This window comes from Aquirufa lenticrescens (assembly GCF_019916085.1).
Lineage (GTDB): Bacteria > Bacteroidota > Bacteroidia > Cytophagales > Spirosomataceae > Aquirufa > Aquirufa lenticrescens.
In genome coordinates this window covers 891348-910606 of record NZ_CP049834.1, presented here as the reverse complement: position 1 = coordinate 910606, position 19259 = coordinate 891348, and the positions used below count along the sequence as shown (strand labels likewise).

General features: G+C 43.6%; 15 protein-coding genes. 2 read left to right on the top strand and 13 right to left on the bottom strand.

Going from position 1 to position 19259, the window contains the following annotated elements; genetic code table 11:
• Nucleotides 1–72: 72 nt before the first annotated feature.
• The 4 genes from dxs to cysS are packed head-to-tail and all read right to left on the bottom strand — an operon-like array spanning nucleotide 73 to nucleotide 5175.
• Entirely contained in the window at nucleotides 73–2025 is a 1953-nt protein-coding gene (gene dxs / locus G9X62_RS04220) for a 1-deoxy-D-xylulose-5-phosphate synthase (RefSeq protein ID WP_223131544.1), read from the bottom strand.
• Between the two features lie 58 nt (nucleotides 2026–2083).
• Nucleotides 2084–2938: a rhomboid family intramembrane serine protease gene (locus G9X62_RS04215; RefSeq protein WP_223131543.1), complete on the bottom strand. Its 855-nt coding sequence runs from the start codon at nucleotides 2936–2938 to the stop codon at nucleotides 2084–2086.
• A 1-nt stretch (nucleotide 2939) separates the two neighbouring features.
• Complete coding sequence (locus tag G9X62_RS04210; protein ID WP_223131542.1) at nucleotides 2940–3680, bottom strand: rhomboid family intramembrane serine protease; 741 nt, start codon at nucleotides 3678–3680, stop codon at nucleotides 2940–2942.
• Between the two features lie 4 nt (nucleotides 3681–3684).
• Nucleotides 3685–5175, bottom strand: a complete 1491-nt coding sequence (gene cysS / locus G9X62_RS04205) for a cysteine--tRNA ligase (RefSeq protein ID WP_223131541.1) — start codon at nucleotides 5173–5175, stop codon at nucleotides 3685–3687.
• Nucleotides 5176–5303: 128 nt separating this feature from the next.
• Between cysS and G9X62_RS04200 the strand changes: the two genes are divergently transcribed.
• Both G9X62_RS04200 and G9X62_RS04195 read left to right on the top strand, forming a co-directional pair.
• Nucleotides 5304–6479, top strand: coding sequence for a hypothetical protein (locus G9X62_RS04200; RefSeq protein WP_223131540.1), 1176 nt, complete (start codon nucleotides 5304–5306; stop codon nucleotides 6477–6479).
• Nucleotides 6480–6489: 10 nt separating this feature from the next.
• Complete coding sequence (locus G9X62_RS04195; RefSeq protein ID WP_223131539.1) at nucleotides 6490–7398, top strand: PfkB family carbohydrate kinase; 909 nt, start codon at nucleotides 6490–6492, stop codon at nucleotides 7396–7398.
• A 3-nt stretch (nucleotides 7399–7401) separates the two neighbouring features.
• Here the strand turns inward: G9X62_RS04195 and G9X62_RS04190 are convergent, their stop codons facing one another.
• From G9X62_RS04190 to nuoL, 9 genes are all read right to left on the bottom strand, one after another.
• Nucleotides 7402–8667, bottom strand: coding sequence for a M16 family metallopeptidase (locus tag G9X62_RS04190; RefSeq protein WP_223131538.1), 1266 nt, complete (start codon nucleotides 8665–8667; stop codon nucleotides 7402–7404).
• A gap of 2 nt (nucleotides 8668–8669) precedes the next feature.
• Nucleotides 8670–9821: a type IX secretion system outer membrane channel protein PorV gene (porV, locus tag G9X62_RS04185; RefSeq protein ID WP_223131537.1), complete on the bottom strand. Its 1152-nt coding sequence runs from the start codon at nucleotides 9819–9821 to the stop codon at nucleotides 8670–8672.
• 3 nt (nucleotides 9822–9824) lie between these two features.
• On the bottom strand, nucleotides 9825–12947 hold the full coding sequence (gene porU / locus G9X62_RS04180; RefSeq protein ID WP_223131536.1) for a type IX secretion system sortase PorU: 3123 nt from the start codon (nucleotides 12945–12947) through the stop codon (nucleotides 9825–9827).
• Complete coding sequence (locus G9X62_RS04175) at nucleotides 12934–13548, bottom strand: SprT-like domain-containing protein (RefSeq protein WP_223131535.1); 615 nt, start codon at nucleotides 13546–13548, stop codon at nucleotides 12934–12936. Before G9X62_RS04175 ends, porU begins: the two co-directional genes overlap by 14 nt.
• Nucleotides 13549–13614: 66 nt before the next feature.
• Complete coding sequence (locus G9X62_RS04170) at nucleotides 13615–13791, bottom strand: hypothetical protein (RefSeq protein WP_161566409.1); 177 nt, start codon at nucleotides 13789–13791, stop codon at nucleotides 13615–13617.
• 191 nt (nucleotides 13792–13982) lie between these two features.
• Nucleotides 13983–14477: a GtrA family protein gene (locus G9X62_RS04165; protein ID WP_223131534.1), complete on the bottom strand. Its 495-nt coding sequence runs from the start codon at nucleotides 14475–14477 to the stop codon at nucleotides 13983–13985.
• Nucleotides 14478–14486: 9 nt separating this feature from the next.
• Nucleotides 14487–15884: an NADH-quinone oxidoreductase subunit N gene (locus G9X62_RS04160; protein ID WP_223131533.1), complete on the bottom strand. Its 1398-nt coding sequence runs from the start codon at nucleotides 15882–15884 to the stop codon at nucleotides 14487–14489.
• 19 nt (nucleotides 15885–15903) lie between these two features.
• The gene (locus tag G9X62_RS04155) at nucleotides 15904–17349 is read right to left on the bottom strand and encodes a complex I subunit 4 family protein (RefSeq protein ID WP_223131532.1); all 1446 of its coding nucleotides are present in this window, start codon (nucleotides 17347–17349) and stop codon (nucleotides 15904–15906) included.
• An 18-nt stretch (nucleotides 17350–17367) separates the two neighbouring features.
• On the bottom strand, nucleotides 17368–19251 hold the full coding sequence (nuoL, locus tag G9X62_RS04150; RefSeq protein ID WP_390654398.1) for an NADH-quinone oxidoreductase subunit L: 1884 nt from the start codon (nucleotides 19249–19251) through the stop codon (nucleotides 17368–17370).
• Between the last annotated feature and the right edge of the window lie 8 nt (nucleotides 19252–19259).

Sequence of the window (19259 nt, the reverse complement as noted above, 5' to 3'; positions counted from 1 at the left end):
CGAAATTCCTTTAATTGGGAAATTCAAGGTGCAAAGGTAGGGATAATTTCTTTGAAAAGTACTAATTGCACTTTAAGAAATCATTGCTTTCGGATTATTTTTCGCCGTTTGTGTGGTGACGTTCGCTTGGATTTTTGCTAAAATGCCGTTTGCGTCGATTCCGCATAGGGCGTACAATTCTTTTTGCTCCCCGTGCTCGACGATTTCATCTGGAATTCCGAGGCGAATAAGTTGTGAAGTATAGTTGTGATCTACCATAAATTCCGCAATCGCTGATCCAAATCCACCCTGAATCGCTGCGTCTTCTACCGTAATCACCTTCTTGAATTGTGCAAATACGCGGTGCAATAACTCTTCGTCCAATGGTTTCACAAAGCGCATATCGAATAGGGCTGGTTTCAAGCCAAGTTCGCGCGCTGCTTCACAAGCAGCTATCGCCTCATTTCCAATATGACCAATCGATAAGATCGCAATTTCCTCACCCTCTACCAATTGAATCCCTTTCCCGATTTCAATTTCTTCGAAGTTGGTTCTCCAAGCTGGCATCACACCTTCTCCACGAGGATAACGAATAGTAATCGCCTTTTCGTGGTTTTTGAAAGAGTCTAAGGACGCCGTATACATGATATTTCGTAGCTCTTGCTCATTTCGAGGAGCTGCCACAATCATGTTTGGCACACAACGCATGAAGGCTAAATCCAATAGACCATGGTGCGTCGGTCCATCAGCTCCCGCTAAACCAGCGCGGTCTAGGCAGAAAATGACGGGTAATTTTTGCAAACAGACGTCGTGTACGACTTGGTCGTAACCGCGTTGCATGAACGAACTATAGATATTACAGAAAACGGTCAATCCCTGAGTCGCTAATCCAGCAGAGAAAGTAACCGCATGTTGTTCTGCGATTCCTACGTCAAACGCGCGATCTGGCATCGCCCGCATCATAATGTTCAAGGAAGATCCTGAAGGCATCGCTGGGGTGATACCCATGATTTTCGGATTCTTCTCGGCTAATTCTAATAAGGTATGGCCAAAAACCTCCTGGTATTTAGGGGGCTGAGGATCATCGTAGGTCTTTTTGTGAATCTCTCCAGTCGTCTTATCGAATTTGCCTGGAGCATGCCATAATGTTTGATCCTTTTCCGCCAGTGAGTATCCTTTGCCTTTCGTTGTGATGCAATGCAAGATTTTAGGGCCAGGAATATCTTTTAAGTCGTTTAGAACCGTCGTTAAATTATCAATATCGTGTCCGTCGATCGGGCCAAAATACCGCAAATTCAAGGATTCGAACAGGTTACTTTGCTTTAATAAGGTGGCTTTCAGTCCATTCTCGATTTTAGAAACGATCTCTTGTGCCGTTTTTCCAAACTTGGACATTTTGCCTAACAGATTCCACACATCGTCTTTTACCTTGTTATAGGTGTGTGAAGTGGTGATATCTGTTAAATATTCTTTTAGGGCACCCACATTCGGGTCGATCGCCATGCAGTTATCGTTCAAGATAATCAGCATGTTGTTTGGAATATCGCCAGCATGGTTCATGGCTTCGAAAGCCATCCCTGCTGTCATCGATCCATCGCCAATCACCGCGATGTGTTGTCTGTGCGTTTCTTTTTTGTAACCGGAAGCCACAGCCATACCCAACGCTGCTGAGATGGAAGTAGAGGAGTGTCCTACACCAAACGTGTCGAAGGGACTTTCGGAACGTTTCGGAAAGCCAGAAATGCCGCCCATTAAGCGATTCGTATGGAAATTTTCTCGGCGTCCAGTTAAGATTTTGTGGCCATAAGCCTGGTGCCCTACATCCCAAACCAATTGGTCATCGGGTGTATTAAAAACATAATGTAAGGCTACGGTTAGTTCGGTTACACCTAAAGAGGCGCCAAAATGGCCTCCATTCACCGATACGTTGTCAATGATAAATTGACGCAATTCAGAACAGACTTGAGGTAAGTCTGATTTCGGCAACTTGCGCAAATCCTCCGGAGTGGTGATCTGGCTAAGTAAAGGACCGGCTTCAAATTGCATAGACGCTTGTGATGATGGTGAAAGATTAACCTTACAAAGGTAAAAATGTTTTTAAGCCTTAGTCATTTTTTTGACTCGCTTTAAATAATCTTTTTTGTTCGAAGTCCGTTAGACTGTCATATCCGGACTGTGATATTTTGTCCAAAATGGCATTCAACTCTTCCTCCGGTACGGTTTCGAGTTCTTTTCTAGGTTGCACTTTTTGATGTACAGCCTGCGCAAACTCTTTAATTTTTATTTCAAAAATGGCTTGGGGGCGGGAGGCGGCTAAGAAGTTTTTGGCAAAAATAAATCCCAATACCGCTCCACCTAAGTGCGCAATATTGCCTCCTGCGTTTGCCCCAGTCGTTTCAATAAAAGACCATAGGATATAAAAAGCCGAAATGTATTTTATGCGAACCGGACCCAATAATAACAAATGCACTTGGTAATTAGGTCGAATGGTCGCTGCCGCCACCACTACCGCAAATACGCCTGCAGATGCACCATTAAGGAATGTAGGGCCTTTGGCAATGAAAAAACTTACCGTATTCATCGCTAAAAGAAAGGCCAAAGCGCCTGCTAAACCTCCATAGAAATAGAGCTGAACCAGTCGTCTATTCCCAATGAAATCTTGGATTATGATCCCGAACCAATAAAGGAACATCATATTGAAGATGAGGTGGAATACCTCGATGTGCAAGAAAAAATAGGTAATCAGGCTCCAGGGTCTTTGGATCAATAAATCGAGTGCGGAAGGAAGGGAAACCTGCGTAAAAAAGGCATCAAATAATTCCGATTTTCCTGCAATCAGAAGACCTACCCGTGCGATCATTAAAGCCACAAATAGGGCTCCATTAGCTATAATGATCTTCAGTAAGCCCTGCCCAGGCTGTTGAATAATGTTTTTTATATCGGTTAGAATGCTGCGCATCTTAATAGAAGCTATCGCGTTTTTGTCTCCAAATCAACAATAAAATCACCGCAAAAAGCATTCCTCCTAAGTGGGCAAAATGGGCTACGTTATCTCCTTCTGCAGCTGCTTTCCCCGCCCATAATTCATAAAAGGCAAAGCCCATCACCAGGTATTTCGCTTTGACTGGAATCGGAATAGGGAAGACAAACATCTCCGAGTTTGGGAATAAATAACCGTAAGCCATCAAAATACCGAAAACGCCTCCTGAAGCTCCTACCACTGGGTTTTGAGTGGTGTAATCTTTGTAATGATCAATCGCCCCTAAGGCGTTTAATCTGCCCTCGTTAATCGATGTACTTCCGTCAAAACGGTTAAAATAGTCCATTAAGAAGTCCGAATTTGGGTTCGATAAGGCTAATTCCAACGCTTTACGAATGCTCGCGTAATCGTGGAAATACTGAATGGCTTCGTGTAATAAGCCTGCTCCGACGCCGCAGAAAAGGAAGAAGAACAAGAAGCGTGGTCCTCCCCAAATGCGCTCTAGAATAGATCCAAACATATAGAGTCCAAACATATTCATCAATAAGTGCATAAAGTTCGCATGAACGAACATATAGCTGATGATTTGGAAATAATGGAATTTACTTGATTGGAAAAAATACAAGGCAAATAAGTCATCCGGAATGAAGGCTGATCCTAAGAAGATAGCAACATTCACGAAAATCAAATTTCGCACGGTGGGTGTTAAATTTCTTAGCATATTCTTATTCTTCGTAACCCCAGTCGATGGAGTTTTTCATGTCTTTAATCAATAATCCAGCAGATTTGAAGGCGCCGCGGATTTCGTCTACTTTGTCGTATTGTCTACTTTCCTTGAAACCCTTGTAGAGCTGAAGAAGTTCCTCTGTCAAACCATTCATCTCAGCAGGGACCTCTTCAATAATCCCAAGGACGTCTTCTAAAATGCTGATATAAGAACGCTGTAAATTCGAAAATGTTTCAGCAGAAATAGATTCGAAGGCCAATGCTCCCGTGTAAAGCGAATTGATTTTCTTCAACAAGGTAAACAAGTGCGCAATCGCTACTGCCGTGTTCAAGTCATCATTCATTCCGTCGTAACAACCTTGAATGGCGTCTTTAATTTCCTTTTCTTGGGCAGCATCCGGGTTCGCGGTAATATCTGCAGGATAAGCTAACTTTTTAATGATGCGCAAACCGTTTGCAATCTTCTTGTATCCTTTTTGGGCTGCTTTTAAGGCATCGTTTGAGAAGTCCAAAGTGCTGCGGTATTGTGACTGCAACATAAAGAAACGTACCGTCATGGGGCTGTAAGCTTGATCTAATAGCGGGTGATTTCCGGCAATTAACTCAGCCGGTAAAAACGAGTTCCCCAGGGATTTACTCATTTTTTGGCCATTAACGGTTAACATATTTGTGTGCATCCAGTAACGTACCGGAGCGCGGTCATAGGCCCCTTTTGCTTGTGCAATTTCACATTCGTGGTGCGGGAATTTTAAATCCATTCCACCGCCATGAATGTCAAATGTGTCGCCTAAGTATTTGTGGCTCATGCAAGTACATTCTAAGTGCCAGCCTGGGAAACCCTCTCCCCAAGGAGATGGCCAGCGCATGATATGTTCCGGAGCGGCTTTTTTCCATAGCGCAAAATCCAATGGACTGCGCTTTTCCCCCACACCATCTAAGTCACGCGTTTCAGTTAATAAGTCTTCAATCACGCGGCCAGACAGATGTCCATAATTGCCGCCATTATTATTATAGGTTTCAATGTCAAAATACACCGAACCATTCGATTCGTAAGCTAAACCTTTTTCAATTAAGGATTTTGTGGTCTCGATTTGCTCCACGATATGTCCTGTTGCCGTAGGCTCTATGTTAGGAGGGAGCAGATTGAACTTTTCTAATACTTGGTGGAAGTCTTGGGTAAAGCGATGAACGATTTCCATCGGCTCTAATTTTTCCAATTTGGCCATCTTCCCAATCTTATCCTCGCCCTCATCGCCGTCACCCACTAAGTGACCTACGTCCGTAATGTTACGTACATAACGCACCTTATATCCGATATGCAATAAATAGCGATTTAAGATGTCAAAAGACGTAAACGTGCGCACATTGCCCAAGTGGGCATAATTGTATACCGTGGGTCCGCAGACATAAAGTCCGACGTGATTTTCGTGTATCGGGGTGAAAAGTTCTTTTTCACGACTCAAGGTATTGTATATCTTTAAGGGCTGCATGGTAAGCGGATCGTTTCTGATCGAAAGGGGATAATAAGGAATTAAAATTAATTGGATTCTTTTAATTCACCAAACCCAAACGCAATTCATTACCTTTGTATGTTTTTTCGCATTCTAACGTTATTCGCATGTTTTTGAGAGAAGTAGGAGACGACGCTCGACTAAAAAAGACCTTTTTGGAATTCCCGGTTCAGCTCTATGCCAGCGATCCTAATTGGATTCGTCCCTTAGATAACGATATTTCATCGGTATTCGATCCGCGTAAGAATCCTCATTTCAAGCAAGGGGAGGCGATCCGTTGGATTTTGTTTTCGGAATCGGGAGAGGCCATCGGTCGTGTGGCGGCCTTTTATGAGCGAAACACGAAAGAGGGCGAAGTTCCCGTGGGTGGAATGGGTTTCTTTGAGTGTATCGAAGACGAGAAAGCAGCGTTTATGCTATTTGAGGCATGTCAAAATTGGCTAGCGGAGCGAGGAATGGAGGGGATGGATGGCCCGATTAATTTTGGGGAGCGCGATAGTTTCTGGGGTTTGATGGTCAAAGGTTGGGAGTTTGAGCCCACTTATAAAATGCCTTGGACGAAGCCTTATTACATTCCGTTCTTCGAAAACTATGGTTTTCAAGACTATTTCCAGCAATATGTGTTTGTTTCGCCCATCGCTGGCGCTAATGTGACGCAGGGAATCGAGGAGAAAGCCCAGCGTATTTTTGAGAATCCAGACTACGTTTTTCAGCACATTGAGAAGAGTAATCTGTCTAAATATGCGGAAGATTTTCGTTTCATTTTCAATGCCGCTTGGGCGAAATTCCCAGGAGTCAAGGAGATGAGTTCGGAATCGGCTCAAAAACTCGTGAAAACCATGAAGCCTATCATCGATGAGCAATTACTCTGGTTTGCCTATACAACAGACGGAACGCCGGTGGCATTCTTCATTGTGATTCCCGATTTAAACCAAATCGTGAAACACCTAAATGGCAAATTGAATTGGTGGGGCATGATTAAATTCCTTTTATTGAAATTAAAAGGAACCTTGACCCGTACGTGTGGGGTGATTTTTGGGGTAACTCCAGATCACCAGGGTAAAGGGGTCGAATCCGCTATTGCGCTACGTTTCCGCGAAGTTGCTCGTACGAATCCATTCTATCCGTATACCACCATGGACATGAACTGGGTGGGTGACTTTAATCCTAAAATGCTTCGCTTTGTCTCCCAATTAGGAGCCACAAATGATAAAACTTTTATTACATACCGTAAATTTTTCAATCCAAATCAACCCTTTAGTCGTTGTCCTAAAGTAGGTTAAATAATTAATTATGAGCTTATTATCTATTGGAACCGTTGCGTTCGACGCCTTAGAAACCCCTTACGGAAAGACCGATAAAATCATCGGTGGATCTTGTACGTACATCGCTTTATCTGCGGCTTTCTTTTTGCCAAAGGTGAATGTAGTAGCCGTAGTGGGAGATGATTTTCCACAAGAATACATGGACACTTTGACGTCTCGCGGCATCAATTTGGACGGTTTACAAATCAAGAAAGGGGAGAAATCGTTCTTTTGGGCAGGTAAATACCACAACAACATGAATTCACGTGACACTTTAGTGACGGAATTGAACGTGTTAGCTGATTTCAAACCAGAAATACCTGCGTCTTACCAAGATTGTGATTATTTAATGTTAGGAAACCTGACGCCACAAGTGCAAATCGAGGCGATTCAAGGGCTAAACAAACGCCCCAAATTAGTCGTAATGGACACCATGAACTTCTGGATGGATGTGGCGATGGACGATTTGAAGCGTGTGTTGACGATGGTGGATGTGCTTTGCATTAATGATGAGGAAGCTCGTCAATTATCTGAGCAATACTCTCTTCGCACTGCTGCTAAGATGATTATGGCGATGGGACCTAAGACCTTGATTATTAAGAAAGGGGAGCACGGTGCCTTATTGTTCCAAGGAGATCGCATGTTCTATTGCCCTGCACTTCCATTAGAGGATGTTTTCGATCCGACTGGCGCGGGCGATACGTTCGTAGGAGGATTCATTGGTTACCTAGCAAAGACGGACGATATTTCGTTTGAAAACATGCGCCGCGCGATCGTTCACGGATCTGCGATGGCTTCTTTCTGTGTGGAGAAATTCGGTACAGAGCGTTTATTCGAAATCACGGAAGCTGATTTAGCGAGCCGTGTGAATGAATTCAGAGAGTTAGCTACGTTCTAATTCTTACCCCACGATCACCTCGTGCATCAAATCCAGGTTCAGGTATTTAGTAGCCATGTCTCTAATATCCTGGGCCTGGATTTTTAGTACCTGGTCCTGAAATTGATCATAAAAATCAGGCGCTAACCCGTTTAATTGAATCACGCGCACTTTTTCAGCGATGTCAAAAGCCTGCGTCAGTTCTCCTGTGAAGCTGCCCATCAGGTAATTTTGGACGATTTCAAGTTCTTCCTGCGGTATCAATTCAGTTTGAAGAATGGTGATTTCCTTTTTAATTTCTGCCAAAGTCGCATCCACATTCTCCCCATTCACATCCGTACCAACCACCCAATACCCACCGCGTGGATAAGGTGCAAGGCTAGACGAAATGCCGTAGGTGAAACCTTTATCTTCTCGAATATTTTTCTGTAATCTCGAACCGAAATATCCGCCCAAGACCGTATTCATTAAGCTAAACTTAAAATAATCAGGATGCGTTCTGGAAATCGCAGGCAAACCAAATCGAATAGAGCTTTGCACGGATCCCTCTTTTTCTTCCCGAATTTTGATGGGATTCAAAGCGATTGAAAGTGCTGGAATTGTTAGTTCTGAGCTTGCATACTTAATTTTTCCAAGCGTCTGATCTAAATAAGCGATTTGCTCTTCGGAGATCTTACCAGAAAGGAAAATGACCGGTTTTTGAGATGCCCACGTTGTTGCATACTGCTGGATAAGTGCTGCACGGTCTAATTTGTCAAAATCCTCTGCCACCGTAAAACGGCCATAGGGGTCGTTTGGGAAAACTTGAGCACGAAATTTCTGGCTAGCAGAATAGGAGGTTTTCTCCCAGTTCAGTTTCGTTTTTTGACGTTCGATCTCAATCTCTTTTTCGACTTCTTCCGCTGGGAAAGTCGCATCCTGAAGTATTTCAGAAACGAGCGGAATAAGGGAATTAAAGTGCTTCGATAATCCATATACGGTAAACGTACCGTGATCAAGATTCGCTTGTATATCCCAGAAGGCTCCGAAAAAATCAAAATCCTGGTGAATTTCCTGCGCTGTGCGAGTACTAGTTCCGCGCTTCATTAAAGACGCTGTCATTCCAGCTAATCCCGCCAAAGAACTATGAATCGCCCCCGCTTTCGTACTTAATTCAAATTTAAAAACTTCTTGCTCTCCTGCAGAAACCACCCACACTTCAATGCCGTTGGCTAAGGTATACTGCAGGGGTTTGGGAAATAAAACTTTCTCCACCGGAAAGGCGGCTGGTGCGACGCTGCGATCTAACATACTTATTTTACTGGCTGATTAATGCCCGCAATGAGCGTTAAACGTAAGGTGTTCGCTAAGGGACTTCCTTGTCCACTTGGAACGAGGTAGGCGAAGTCCAAGCCGTATTTTTGGTCCATCTTAAAGCCTAAACCAAAGGTAAAGTACTTGCGATTTCCCTTCATTTCACTCTCGTGAAAATAACCCGTTCTTAACGCAAAGGCATTATTGAACAAATATTCCGCGCCCACAGACGTAGTCACCTCTTTCATCTCTTCGCTGATGCCATCAGGTGCATCCCCTAGGGAACCAAAAATACCACCAATCGCCGAAACCGTCGCCGGATCAGTTCCGACCATTTTTCCATTCACGTAAGCAGGAGGCGTAGGGACCATTAATTTGTTTAAATCAACCGTAAAGGTCAATTTGTTCAGGTCATCGATTTCATGCGTCGCCGCCATTCCGATACGTAAATTCGTAGGAATGAAGTTTTTCTCTGTTCCGCCATACGTTACCTTACCCGAGATGTTTGAAAGGGTCAAGCCGTAGCTGTATTTCCATGGAGCCGTGGTCGGTTTCGAATAAAACACTGAAATGTCGGCCGCCACCGTTTCAGCAGGTTTTAAGGCATTGTTCAATCCACCGCTCCCTTGGTAATTACCTAATAAGTTCGAGTTAATGTATTTTAAATTCATCCCTAATGAAAGGGCTGGGGATAATTTTCTAGCGTGAGAGATGCCTAAGGCGAATTCTTTGGAATTAAAATTACCTGCACTTGTACCATTATCTAACGTGGCTTGGAACATCCCTTGATCGAAATAATCAACAGAGAACCCAAACACCAAGTTCTTTTTCGTCACTGTATATCCCGCCACATTGTAAAGCGCCATATCGTTTACCAGGTTTCGCAACCATGGCGTGTAAGACAAGGAAAAACCCATTTTTTTCTCAGTGGTAGCTAACTTTGCGGTATTCCAGTGAATCGCATTTGCATCCACTGATAAAGCGACCCCAGCATCACCCATTGCCGCCGAACGAGCATCAGGAGCTACGTTTAAGAATAAGAGGGTAGGAGTGGGTATGCGGCCGGCATTGATTTGGCCAGAAACTAAGGTTGTTTGAGCGTAGGACGTGAATCCAACAGTAATAAATAAAAGGGTTAGGACTCTTTTCATGGGTTATTTTATATTTCCAATACGACCGCTGAAGCTTCTAAATGGAGTTCCATCGTCGTACGTAATCTCTATTTGGTAATAGTTAATAAAATCTAATTGGCTCTTTTCTGCCGTACTCCAATCGATCGTGAAAGTTTGGTTTAAGGAATCACTTCCTAGGACCGTTCCCGACTTTTCGAGCATTTGCTTCCCTAAGTTACTATAAATTTTTAGCTTGTAACGATAGCTTGTCCAGCGTTTCTCTTGTAAAAATGAAAAGCTCGTCCGCTCTGTTATCGGATTCGGGTAAATTCGGAGCGAACCTTGCTCTTTTGCATCTGCCGAAACCCGGAATTCAAACGAACAAAATCCTTGATTCGTATGTACGTCGAACACATTTGCCTTGATTTTATACAACCCGGGAGCTAGTGATTCAAATGGGAAGGTAACGGTGCCTTGTTTGCTATTTCCTGGCTCGGGGGTAAATATATCAGAGAAGGGAATTTCCAAGGTATCGTTGATGGAGATCAGCGCTTTTTCGCCTTTAGGGCCTACGAGTCGTAGGGAACTCGCATCGCTAATCTTGATTTGCAATAACGGATTAGGAGAGCATGCCAGTGGATCAGATTCATTCAGAAGGCTGGCTGTCAGTACCGGCGCGTTTACTTCTTTTGCCTCTGAAGTCGTTTTTAAAACACTTTTCATTCCTCCGCCATACGTTTCCGCCGTTGTTCGTGCGGTCCATTTTAATCTAGCTGCTGGCACATTCCCCAGGCTAAATTTACCTTTTTCGACCTTTGCACTGTTGATGGCCACTAAATCCCCTGAAATGAGATAGCTGAATTTATCCGTTTTGGTTCCCAACGTCTGCATAGGCGTATCTTCTCCAAAATAAAACAAGCGAATCTCCCCATCAATGCTGGGTGTCGTTTGACCTTGAATGATTCCTGAAGCCAAGGTGTCTAGTCGGATTGTAAGTGCCTGCTGATTCCACGGAAGTGCATACGTAGGGTCGCCCAATAGCGTGATATTGCGATTAATCACACCTGATTGACTATCGTTTTTCGCATCCTTGAATAAATCTCCGAGTCGGTAGTTTTTATCTGTTAGATGGTTAGCTAATTGTCTATAAAAGGCTTGGCCGAATAGGTAATTGCTGCTCTGAAAGACAGGTCGTGTTGTAGAAATAAGTCCGATTGCCCCACCCTGATTTGATAAGAGGCTCAATTCTGCTCCAGACAATTGGTTAGGGTCGTCAAAACGGCCAAACTGGCAAGTCGCTGTTAACAAAAGGGGAAGATGTCGGCTGTTTTTGAGCGTTTGAATCTCGTTATTCGTGATGATTTTCTCGTCTGTCCAGGCGGACTCTGATCCGTGGCCTAAGAAATGGATAAAGTCGGCATCGCGGTTAAATAGTGCTAAGCTGGCTTTTTTGCCAGCTGCTGAGGTATAAAATCCGTTATTCACTTCCTGAGGAAACTGATCGAGGTAAGTTTTTTGGACTTGATAGGCTTCAGGGATCAAGCGCGCAAAGTCTTCCGCATCTTGCACGTGAATGTTAGCGTCGCCGTCATCGGCTAGCCAAGCAAAGCGATAGGGTTGCAGCTGAGCGCGCGTCTCGTAACTGATTAATTTATTGACTACTGTATTCGCCTCTTCAAATGACCTAGCCGGTATACGGCCAATTCCTACTGCTATTGGTTCGTTCATCGCCTCATTGCCTTCGAGCCACTCGCCTTGGTTGTCAGCAATCAAGCCGAAATAATCATCCGAAACATAGGTCTGCAATGGTTGCAAGGACTCGCGACTTTCATAGCTCGGTACATAATTCTGTCTTTCAATGGCGGTGGCGACTTTGTTGATTCCTTTATAATCCACCGTAGCATCGCCTAATAATAGGACATATCGAGGTTTTTTAACCCGAATGAAATCGCGAATTGCCGTCACGTCTGTTTTACCCGCAGAGAATTCGTTGTAGATTTCTTTTGTAGAATAGGCCTTGGTAGCAATGCCTTTGGAGTTTTTATAGGATGCTAGCAGTTTTGCAGCTGGAAGGATGGAAGGGCTAGAAAGGATTAATAAATCCGCGGAGGCGTCAGCCCGAATGTTTTGATTCGCTAGGTTTTCGCCCGTTTTCGGGTCTGCCGCTTTTGCCGGATCAAAAATCAACAATTCAGCGCCAGGGGCTACTTTGTTAAAAGCGAGAGAGCTTACATTTTGCCAGCTTTTGCCGGCGAGCTTGATCCATACTAAGTGGTTTGCTTGGCGATTTTGAATACTGATGCTGAAAGTAGAATCGGTTTTATTAGGTAAAAAATAATGCGGATTCTCGATCGTGGCATTGAATTTTCGAGGGTAGTGAAGGTCGATATAATCGATATAGCCGGAACCTGTGGTATTGCTATAAGCTAAATTCCAGGTCCAGCTTTGGTCCTTAATCTCTGGATTTACGGAAGCGGAAAAGGTTTGTAAAAAAGCTTTTTGGTCATAACGACCGCCTGTTGTGGCAGGAAAACGAATGGGTGCAATGGTGTTCCCTGGAATACTGAACGTAAACGTGCCCGGTGCGACAGAGGAGGAGGCTAATCTGCCTGAGAGCAAGCTCGGAATCCCCGTTTTGTAGTCTGCTAAAGGATATTGAATCGTTCGGTTCACATTGCCAAAAAAGCCATCTCCCAGCCATTCTCGGCCTGATTGCAAGAGATTGTACGTTTCTGGCTCGTAGTGAAAACGACTATAGCCATAATCTAAAGCTGTTGTGCTAGCCGTGACCGACGGAAAATCCGTAATACCTTTAGGCGCCGGATCATCTAAGCGGATGAAATAGAAAGTAGTATCGCTGTAGTGGTGAATAAATTTCTCTCCATAAAACAAGATTTTATCTCCTTGTTTCAGGAAGGGAATCGCTTGTAAATCGATGGGCCTAGCAGCGGAGTTTGCCTGGGGTAATTCGCCTAATTCGTGTCCATAGACACCGATTGAACTTGCTTTTAAGCCTAATGAGGAAAGCCAAGTAGGTGTGATTTGGTAAATGCCGGATTGTGTGATCCCCACTTTCAGCCATTGGCCACTGGCTAGGACAGAGTTTTGGGCACGTCCTGCAAATGCCGCCAAAAGCAGGAAAAGGGAAATGCTAAGAAATCTCAATCGGTAACACGTACGCATTCTTTGCCACCAGGTAGTTTCTGCCTGAATTTAATTCTTTGCAAATGTAACGGGTTCGGCGAAGTTTCCCTTTGATGAAGCGTAGGTTTTTTAAGGCAAAGTGTGCGCCTTCTGCTAATTCGATTAACGGAGTTCCTGCGGGCGGTTCTGAGTCGAAGCTTTTGAGGATGTCAACTAAAGGCTGGTAGCCGTTCGAGGAGGCTGCCGGATTTTTTAAATAGGCTCTGAGCACCTTAACTAAATCAGCGGGTAGCAAGTCTTCATCCAAGATGGGCTCGAAGAGGTTGTAGAATTCCGTCTTCCACTCCTGTCCATGCGGAAGGACCTTGTTCTTGTGAGCTAGGTAAGTGGTTAAATGGGCGACTTCGTGGATGTAGGTGACCAGGAAGGCGTATGGGTTCAGGTTGTGATTAACCGTGACTTGGTGGCCTTTCGTTGGGCTGAAACGGTAATCGCCTAATTTAGAATCGCGCGATTTGCTGACAATAAAGTCAAAAGAATAATCATGCCAAAGTTGAAAGCAGTACTCCGCAACTTTGGGTGGGAAGTGATCAAAAAAGGAATCAATCTTTTTATTCTTCATCCGGATTTTAGACATAAAAAAAGTCCTTCGCATGCGAAGGACTTTTTTCTGATCGTTGTGCTAAAATTATTTAGCAGCAGCAGTGTCAGCAGCAGCAGTGTCAGCAGCAGCAGAATCAGCTGGAGCAGCAGCAGCAGCAGAATCAACAGCAACAGTGTCAGCAGAAGCTTCTGCTTTCTTCTCACCACAAGATGCTAAAGTTACCATTGCAGCAACGAAAGCTAGAGCGAATACTTTTTTCATTTCTTATTTTGTTTAAGGTTTGAGCTACAAATCTACGGCATTATTTTATAAGTACAAATAAATGCAAATAAATTTTTAAGATTTTTTTAAGGAATGGTTTATTTTTTTTGAAAAACAGCTTCTAGATGCTCTAATCGGCTTAGGAATTCTTAAGAATTGCGACCTTAGAAAAGGTCTAAATTAGATAAGTCCTATTTTATTAGGTCTTTGAAGCGATCGTAAAAGCCGCTTGATTTGAAGGTAAAGGTCTTGTGCAAGATGTAATTCGAGACAAAACTATAACCCATCCCATGAAGGGTTGTCGCTATCTGTGTGATATTTAGTTTTTTGACCGAATAGGGAATGGCAAAAAAGAGATCAGGATGATGCGAGTGAATGAATTCGTAAGGAATCGTACTGAAAAGCCAGGTAATGATGCCTGAAAAGCTGGCCACTAGGACATACTTGAACATCTCGCGTCTGGTTTGCTGACTTTGGCGTGCGTTAAAAGCAAACAGTTTGGTTAGGAAAAAACCCACCACTAAGGCAATGAAATAAGCAGGGAGAATGGAATCCTCATATGAGACGCGGAACCAATCCTTGATTAATCCGCCAGCGAGCAGTTGAACACAAGCCCCTAATCCAGCCACCACGAAGTAGGCGAATAAGTCTTTCTGATTAAAGAGGGGGGCTTTCTTGTCGCTCAAAGGCCTAGCTTAAAAGAGGTTTTTTACGATGCTTGGATACACGCCTAATAACAAGGTACCTAGGGTACAAGCCCACATCGCGAACTTCACTAATCCCGGTAATTCGATGCGTTCGATATCTCCTTCTTTGAAGTAGATCGCGATGATTCCTTTGAAGTAATAATATACACCTACCGCAGACATGACAATTGCTAAGATCACTGGGTAGTAAACGTGGCGATTAAAGATGTCAGAGAAGACGAAGAATTTACCCCAAAACCCAGCCGTTAACGGAATCCCCGCTAAAGACAATAAGGCGATGGTAAAGCAGAAAGCTAAACCCGGATTTTGCTTCGCTAAACCTTCGAAAGAACTGAAGTTCTCTGGTTTCTCGGTGCGCCCTGTTTGGTACTCCGCTACTAACATCACTACTCCAAAAGCCACAATCGTCGCTAAAGTATAGGATAATGAATAATATAAGATAGTCGATTGAGTGCTCGCTTGATTTGCACTCACCGTTAACAACATATAACCCGCGTGCGAAATACTCGAATAAGCTAACATACGTTTCGCCGATTGTTGATAAGCTGCCGTGACATTTCCGACTAAAAGCGTCAACATACTAACATAATAGATAGGATATACCCATGTTCCGTACATCGTACCGAAAGGACCCGAAAGCAATTGGAACAAGGCAGCAAAACTAGCGGCCTTCACCACCGTCGACATAAACATCGTGAAGATCGTAGGCGCTCCTTCGTATACATCTGGAGTCCAGAAGTGGAAAGGTGCTGCTGAAATCTTGAATAAGAAACCGACTAAAATCAATAATACCCCGATTGATAAAAATACCGGAGTTGATTCTGGTGGTGTATTGGCGATGGCTACCGCAATGTTCGCAAGATAGAAAGAACGTGTTGCGCCGTAAACTAAAGTGATTCCGAACAGTAAAATACCTGTCGCGAAGGAACCCATTAAGAAGTACTTCAAGGCCGCCTCGTTCGAACGCAAATTACGTTTATCTGAACCCGTTAACACATACATCGCTACGGAAAGGATTTCTAAGCCCACAAAGAACATGATCAAGTGATCGAATGAAACCATTAAAATAGCCCCTACAACCGAGAACAATAGAATCGCATAGTATTCTGCGGGATGCGTATGCTCTTCGTCGATGCCAAAGCCTTTGGAAAAACTAACCACCATAAAGGCCGCTAATTGAATGATTAAGCTGAAGCTGATGGAGGTATTCGTGGTGTGGAACATGTGTCCATACCATAACATTTCGTGGTTCCAATCCATAGCCGTCAAAGCCATACTGCCCGCTAAGAACAATAGGGTCGCCGCTTGGATAGTTTTTCTCGAAAGCCAAAAGCCTAAGAATAAATTTAAAATACCTAGAAGTGATAATGCAATGATAGCCGTCATAATGCTTTTTAATACTATTTTATTTGAACCATTGGATTAATTGCTGAACCGCTGGCTCACTAAAACCTAAAACTGTTGAAGGGAAAATTCCGCCTACGATAACCAAGGCGCTCAAGGGAATTAACACCGCTTTCTCTGCAAACGTTAGGTCTGCAAAATCAGCCGTAATACGTGATACATTTCCGAACATCGATTTCTGAATCAAACGCAACGTATACACAGCACCTAAGATGATGGTGATCCCGGCGATGATGCCTAGAACTAGATTTTGGTCGAATACACTTTTCAATAACAAGAACTCCCCGATGAAACCATTCGTTAATGGTAACGCCACTGATCCTAAACTCAAGATCACGAAAGTGACCGTCAAAGGATACGAGAATTGGGTGATACCGCCTAATTGTGCGATCTCTCTCGATTTTGTTCTGCGTTCGATGATTTCAATCACGAAGAATAAACCGATGATGTTTATACCGTGCGATAACATTTGGTACAAGGCGCCTTGAATACCTTCGATGCTTCCAGATAAAATACCGGCAGACATCAAGCCCACGTGCGCAAAAGACGAATAAGCTAATAAGCGTTTCGCGTCTTTTTGCTGAATAGCGATAATCGAACCGTAAATCACACCAATCACCGATAAGATCGATGCCGTTAAACCCCAAGTCGCTACGCCTAAAGGGAACATAGGTAAGACCAAACGAATTACTCCGTACGTACCCATTTTCAACATAATACCCGATAATAACATCGTTCCTTGCGCAGGAGCCACGGTATAAGTATCTGGTTGCCACGTGTGGAATGGGAATACAGGCATCTTAATGGCGAATGCCAAGAAGAAAGCAGCAAATAAATACCCTTGTTGATCAGCGCTTAAGCCTTTCGCTGTTTGGTATAAAACCTCGATATCTGCTGTGTGAAACTCGCCCGGTGTTTGTAAATACACATAAACTAAGGCGATTAAGAAGAATAAAGAGCCAAACAAGGTGTATACAAAGAACTTAAACGTAATCGCATTCTTGTTTTCGCCACCATAAATTGCTGCTAAGAAATAGATCGGTAATAAGGATGCTTCGAAGAAGAAATAGAACAAGAACGCATCTTTTGCTAAAAACGCTCCCATTAAAGCTGTTTGCATCGCTAACATTAAACCCTGGAATTGGGAGTTGTTTGCACGATCCGTATTAGCTGTTGTTGCTACGATGAAAGGAACTAACAAGGCACAAAGTCCGATTAAAACCCCGCTGATTCCATCCACATACAATGAGAAGGATAAACCCGCTTCCGCTACCCAAGGAGCAGAAAAGGAAACAGGGTTAAGGCTAGCTTCTTTTAATACAAAGGCGGTGGCCGCTAATTCAATAATGGATGCCGCTAGGGAAATAGCGAACGCGTTCTTTGGCTTGAAGATCAACAATGCTGACCCAATCAAAAGCGGAAATAAAAGTATAAATAGTAGATACATAGCTATGTTGCGATCGGATTATTGAAGGATCGTACTTTTTAAACTAACAAATAAGATGACAACGATGGCCGCGACCATACAGAATAGGTAGATGCCTACGTTTCCTGTTTGGACTCTACGGAACTCGCTCGAAGCATATTTCACAAAACGTCCTAAACCTTCTACGAACAAGTCGATCACTAAGAAGTCGATCACTTGGAAGAAGAAGTTCGATAAGAAAGCGATAGGCTTCACAAAAAGCATGTCGTACAATTCATCGATATAGAATTTGTGGTAGATGATCTTTTGAATACCGGAAATCTCCGAGTCTTCAGATGGTACTGATTTCTGCATGCCAAAAACGTAGATGGCTAAGAAGGCTGGCAAGAATGCTGCTAAAAGTGGTGCGCCACCTTCTAAACTCAAGAAGTTGACTTCTCCCGCTTCTCCAGCTTCTGGCAATAAGGGCGCTAACCAATGCGCTAAGAATTCATTTCCTCCCGCGAAGTGAGGTAAGTTGATTAAACCGCCACCCACAGAGAATACCGCTAAAATAATCAACGGTAAGGTCATCGTGATAGGCGATTCATGTAAATGATGCGCTTGTTTTTCCGTTCCTCTGAACTCTCCGTAGAATGTCAAAATGAATACACGGAACATATAGAAGGATGTCAAAGCAGAACCCAAAATCGCTAAACTCCACATGATAGGATCGTGGTGGTAAAGGCTCGCTAGGATCTCATCTTTCGAGAAGAAACCGGCAAATGGAGGAATACCCGCAATCGCGATGGTTCCTAACATAAACGTGATGAACGTGATAGGCATCTTCGATTTCAATCCACCCATGCGGCGAATATCTTGTTCGTCTGACATGGCGTGAATCACAGAACCCGCTCCTAAGAAAAGAAGGGCCTTGAAGAACGCGTGTGTCATCACATGGAAGAATGAGGCCGTGTAAGCTGAGGCGCCTAAGCCCATAAACATGTATCCTAATTGAGATACCGTTGAATAGGCAAGGACTTTCTTGATATCGTTCTGGAAAAGACCAATCGCTGCGCCTAACAAGGCCGTTGCTAGACCAATCCAACCTACAAAATGCAATACTTCAGGGCTTAATTCAAACAAGGCATTCGCACGAATCACCATGTAAATACCCGCTGTCACCATCGTCGCCGCGTGAATCAAAGCCGAAACCGGTGTAGGACCCGCCATCGCATCTGGAAGCCAAGTAAACAAAGGAATTTGTGCTGATTTACCCATCGCACCGATGAATAAACAGAAAGCGATGATGCTTAAATCAGTCGTATAATCGCCACTTTGGATGGCAGTGAAAATCGTTTGGTAATCGGTTGTGCCAAAATCCTGGATCAATAAAAAGATCCCCACTAAGAAACCTAAGTCACCAATACGGTTCATAATGAAGGCCTTGCGCGCTGCATCTCCGTAAGAATTCTTTTGGTTCCAGAATCCGATCAATAGATAAGAGCACAAACCTACGCCTTCCCAACCGATGAACAAGACTGTGAAGTTAGCCCCTAAAACGAGGATCAACATAAAGAAGACGAACAGGTTCAAAAAGGCAAAAAACTTGCCAAAACCCGCATCGTGGGACATATACCCGATCGAATACACGTGAATCAAGGTGCCCACTCCCGTGATTACTAAGAGCATTAAAATCGATAATTGATCGATTTGGAAGGCAAATGGGATCTCTAAAGAACTTACTTTGATCCAATCCGCTATGGGAAGGATCTGTGCCTGACCGTCAAAATTCAAGAATAACTGAAGTGATAAAGCGAAGGCAACCAAGGGAGGAATAGTTCCAATGATGCCCGCGATTTGCTTCGGTAATTTCGGGTGCGCTAAACCATTAATAGCAAAGCCTAATAAGGGTAATAGTGGAATGAGGAATAGTAAAGACATATTAATTG

Excerpts from the sequence above, each read along its gene's own strand:
- dxs (WP_223131544.1), bottom strand. The coding sequence starts at position 2,025 with ATGCAATTTGAAGCCGGTCCTTTACTTAGCCAGATCACCACTCCGGAG.
- G9X62_RS04215 (WP_223131543.1), bottom strand. The coding sequence starts at position 2,938 with ATGCGCAGCATTCTAACCGATATAAAAAACATTATTCAACAGCCTGGG.
- G9X62_RS04210 (WP_223131542.1), bottom strand. The coding sequence starts at position 3,680 with ATGCTAAGAAATTTAACACCCACCGTGCGAAATTTGATTTTCGTGAAT.
- cysS (WP_223131541.1), bottom strand. The coding sequence starts at position 5,175 with ATGCAGCCCTTAAAGATATACAATACCTTGAGTCGTGAAAAAGAACTT.
- G9X62_RS04200 (WP_223131540.1), top strand. The coding sequence starts at position 5,304 with ATGTTTTTGAGAGAAGTAGGAGACGACGCTCGACTAAAAAAGACCTTT.
- G9X62_RS04195 (WP_223131539.1), top strand. The coding sequence starts at position 6,490 with ATGAGCTTATTATCTATTGGAACCGTTGCGTTCGACGCCTTAGAAACC.
- G9X62_RS04190 (WP_223131538.1), bottom strand. The coding sequence starts at position 8,667 with ATGTTAGATCGCAGCGTCGCACCAGCCGCCTTTCCGGTGGAGAAAGTT.
- porV (WP_223131537.1), bottom strand. The coding sequence starts at position 9,821 with ATGAAAAGAGTCCTAACCCTTTTATTTATTACTGTTGGATTCACGTCC.
- G9X62_RS04175 (WP_223131535.1), bottom strand. The coding sequence starts at position 13,548 with ATGAAGAATAAAAAGATTGATTCCTTTTTTGATCACTTCCCACCCAAA.
- G9X62_RS04170 (WP_161566409.1), bottom strand. The coding sequence starts at position 13,791 with ATGAAAAAAGTATTCGCTCTAGCTTTCGTTGCTGCAATGGTAACTTTA.
- G9X62_RS04160 (WP_223131533.1), bottom strand. The coding sequence starts at position 15,884 with ATGACGGCTATCATTGCATTATCACTTCTAGGTATTTTAAATTTATTC.
- G9X62_RS04155 (WP_223131532.1), bottom strand. The coding sequence starts at position 17,349 with ATGTATCTACTATTTATACTTTTATTTCCGCTTTTGATTGGGTCAGCA.
- nuoL (WP_390654398.1), bottom strand. The coding sequence starts at position 19,251 with ATGTCTTTACTATTCCTCATTCCACTATTACCCTTATTAGGCTTTGCT.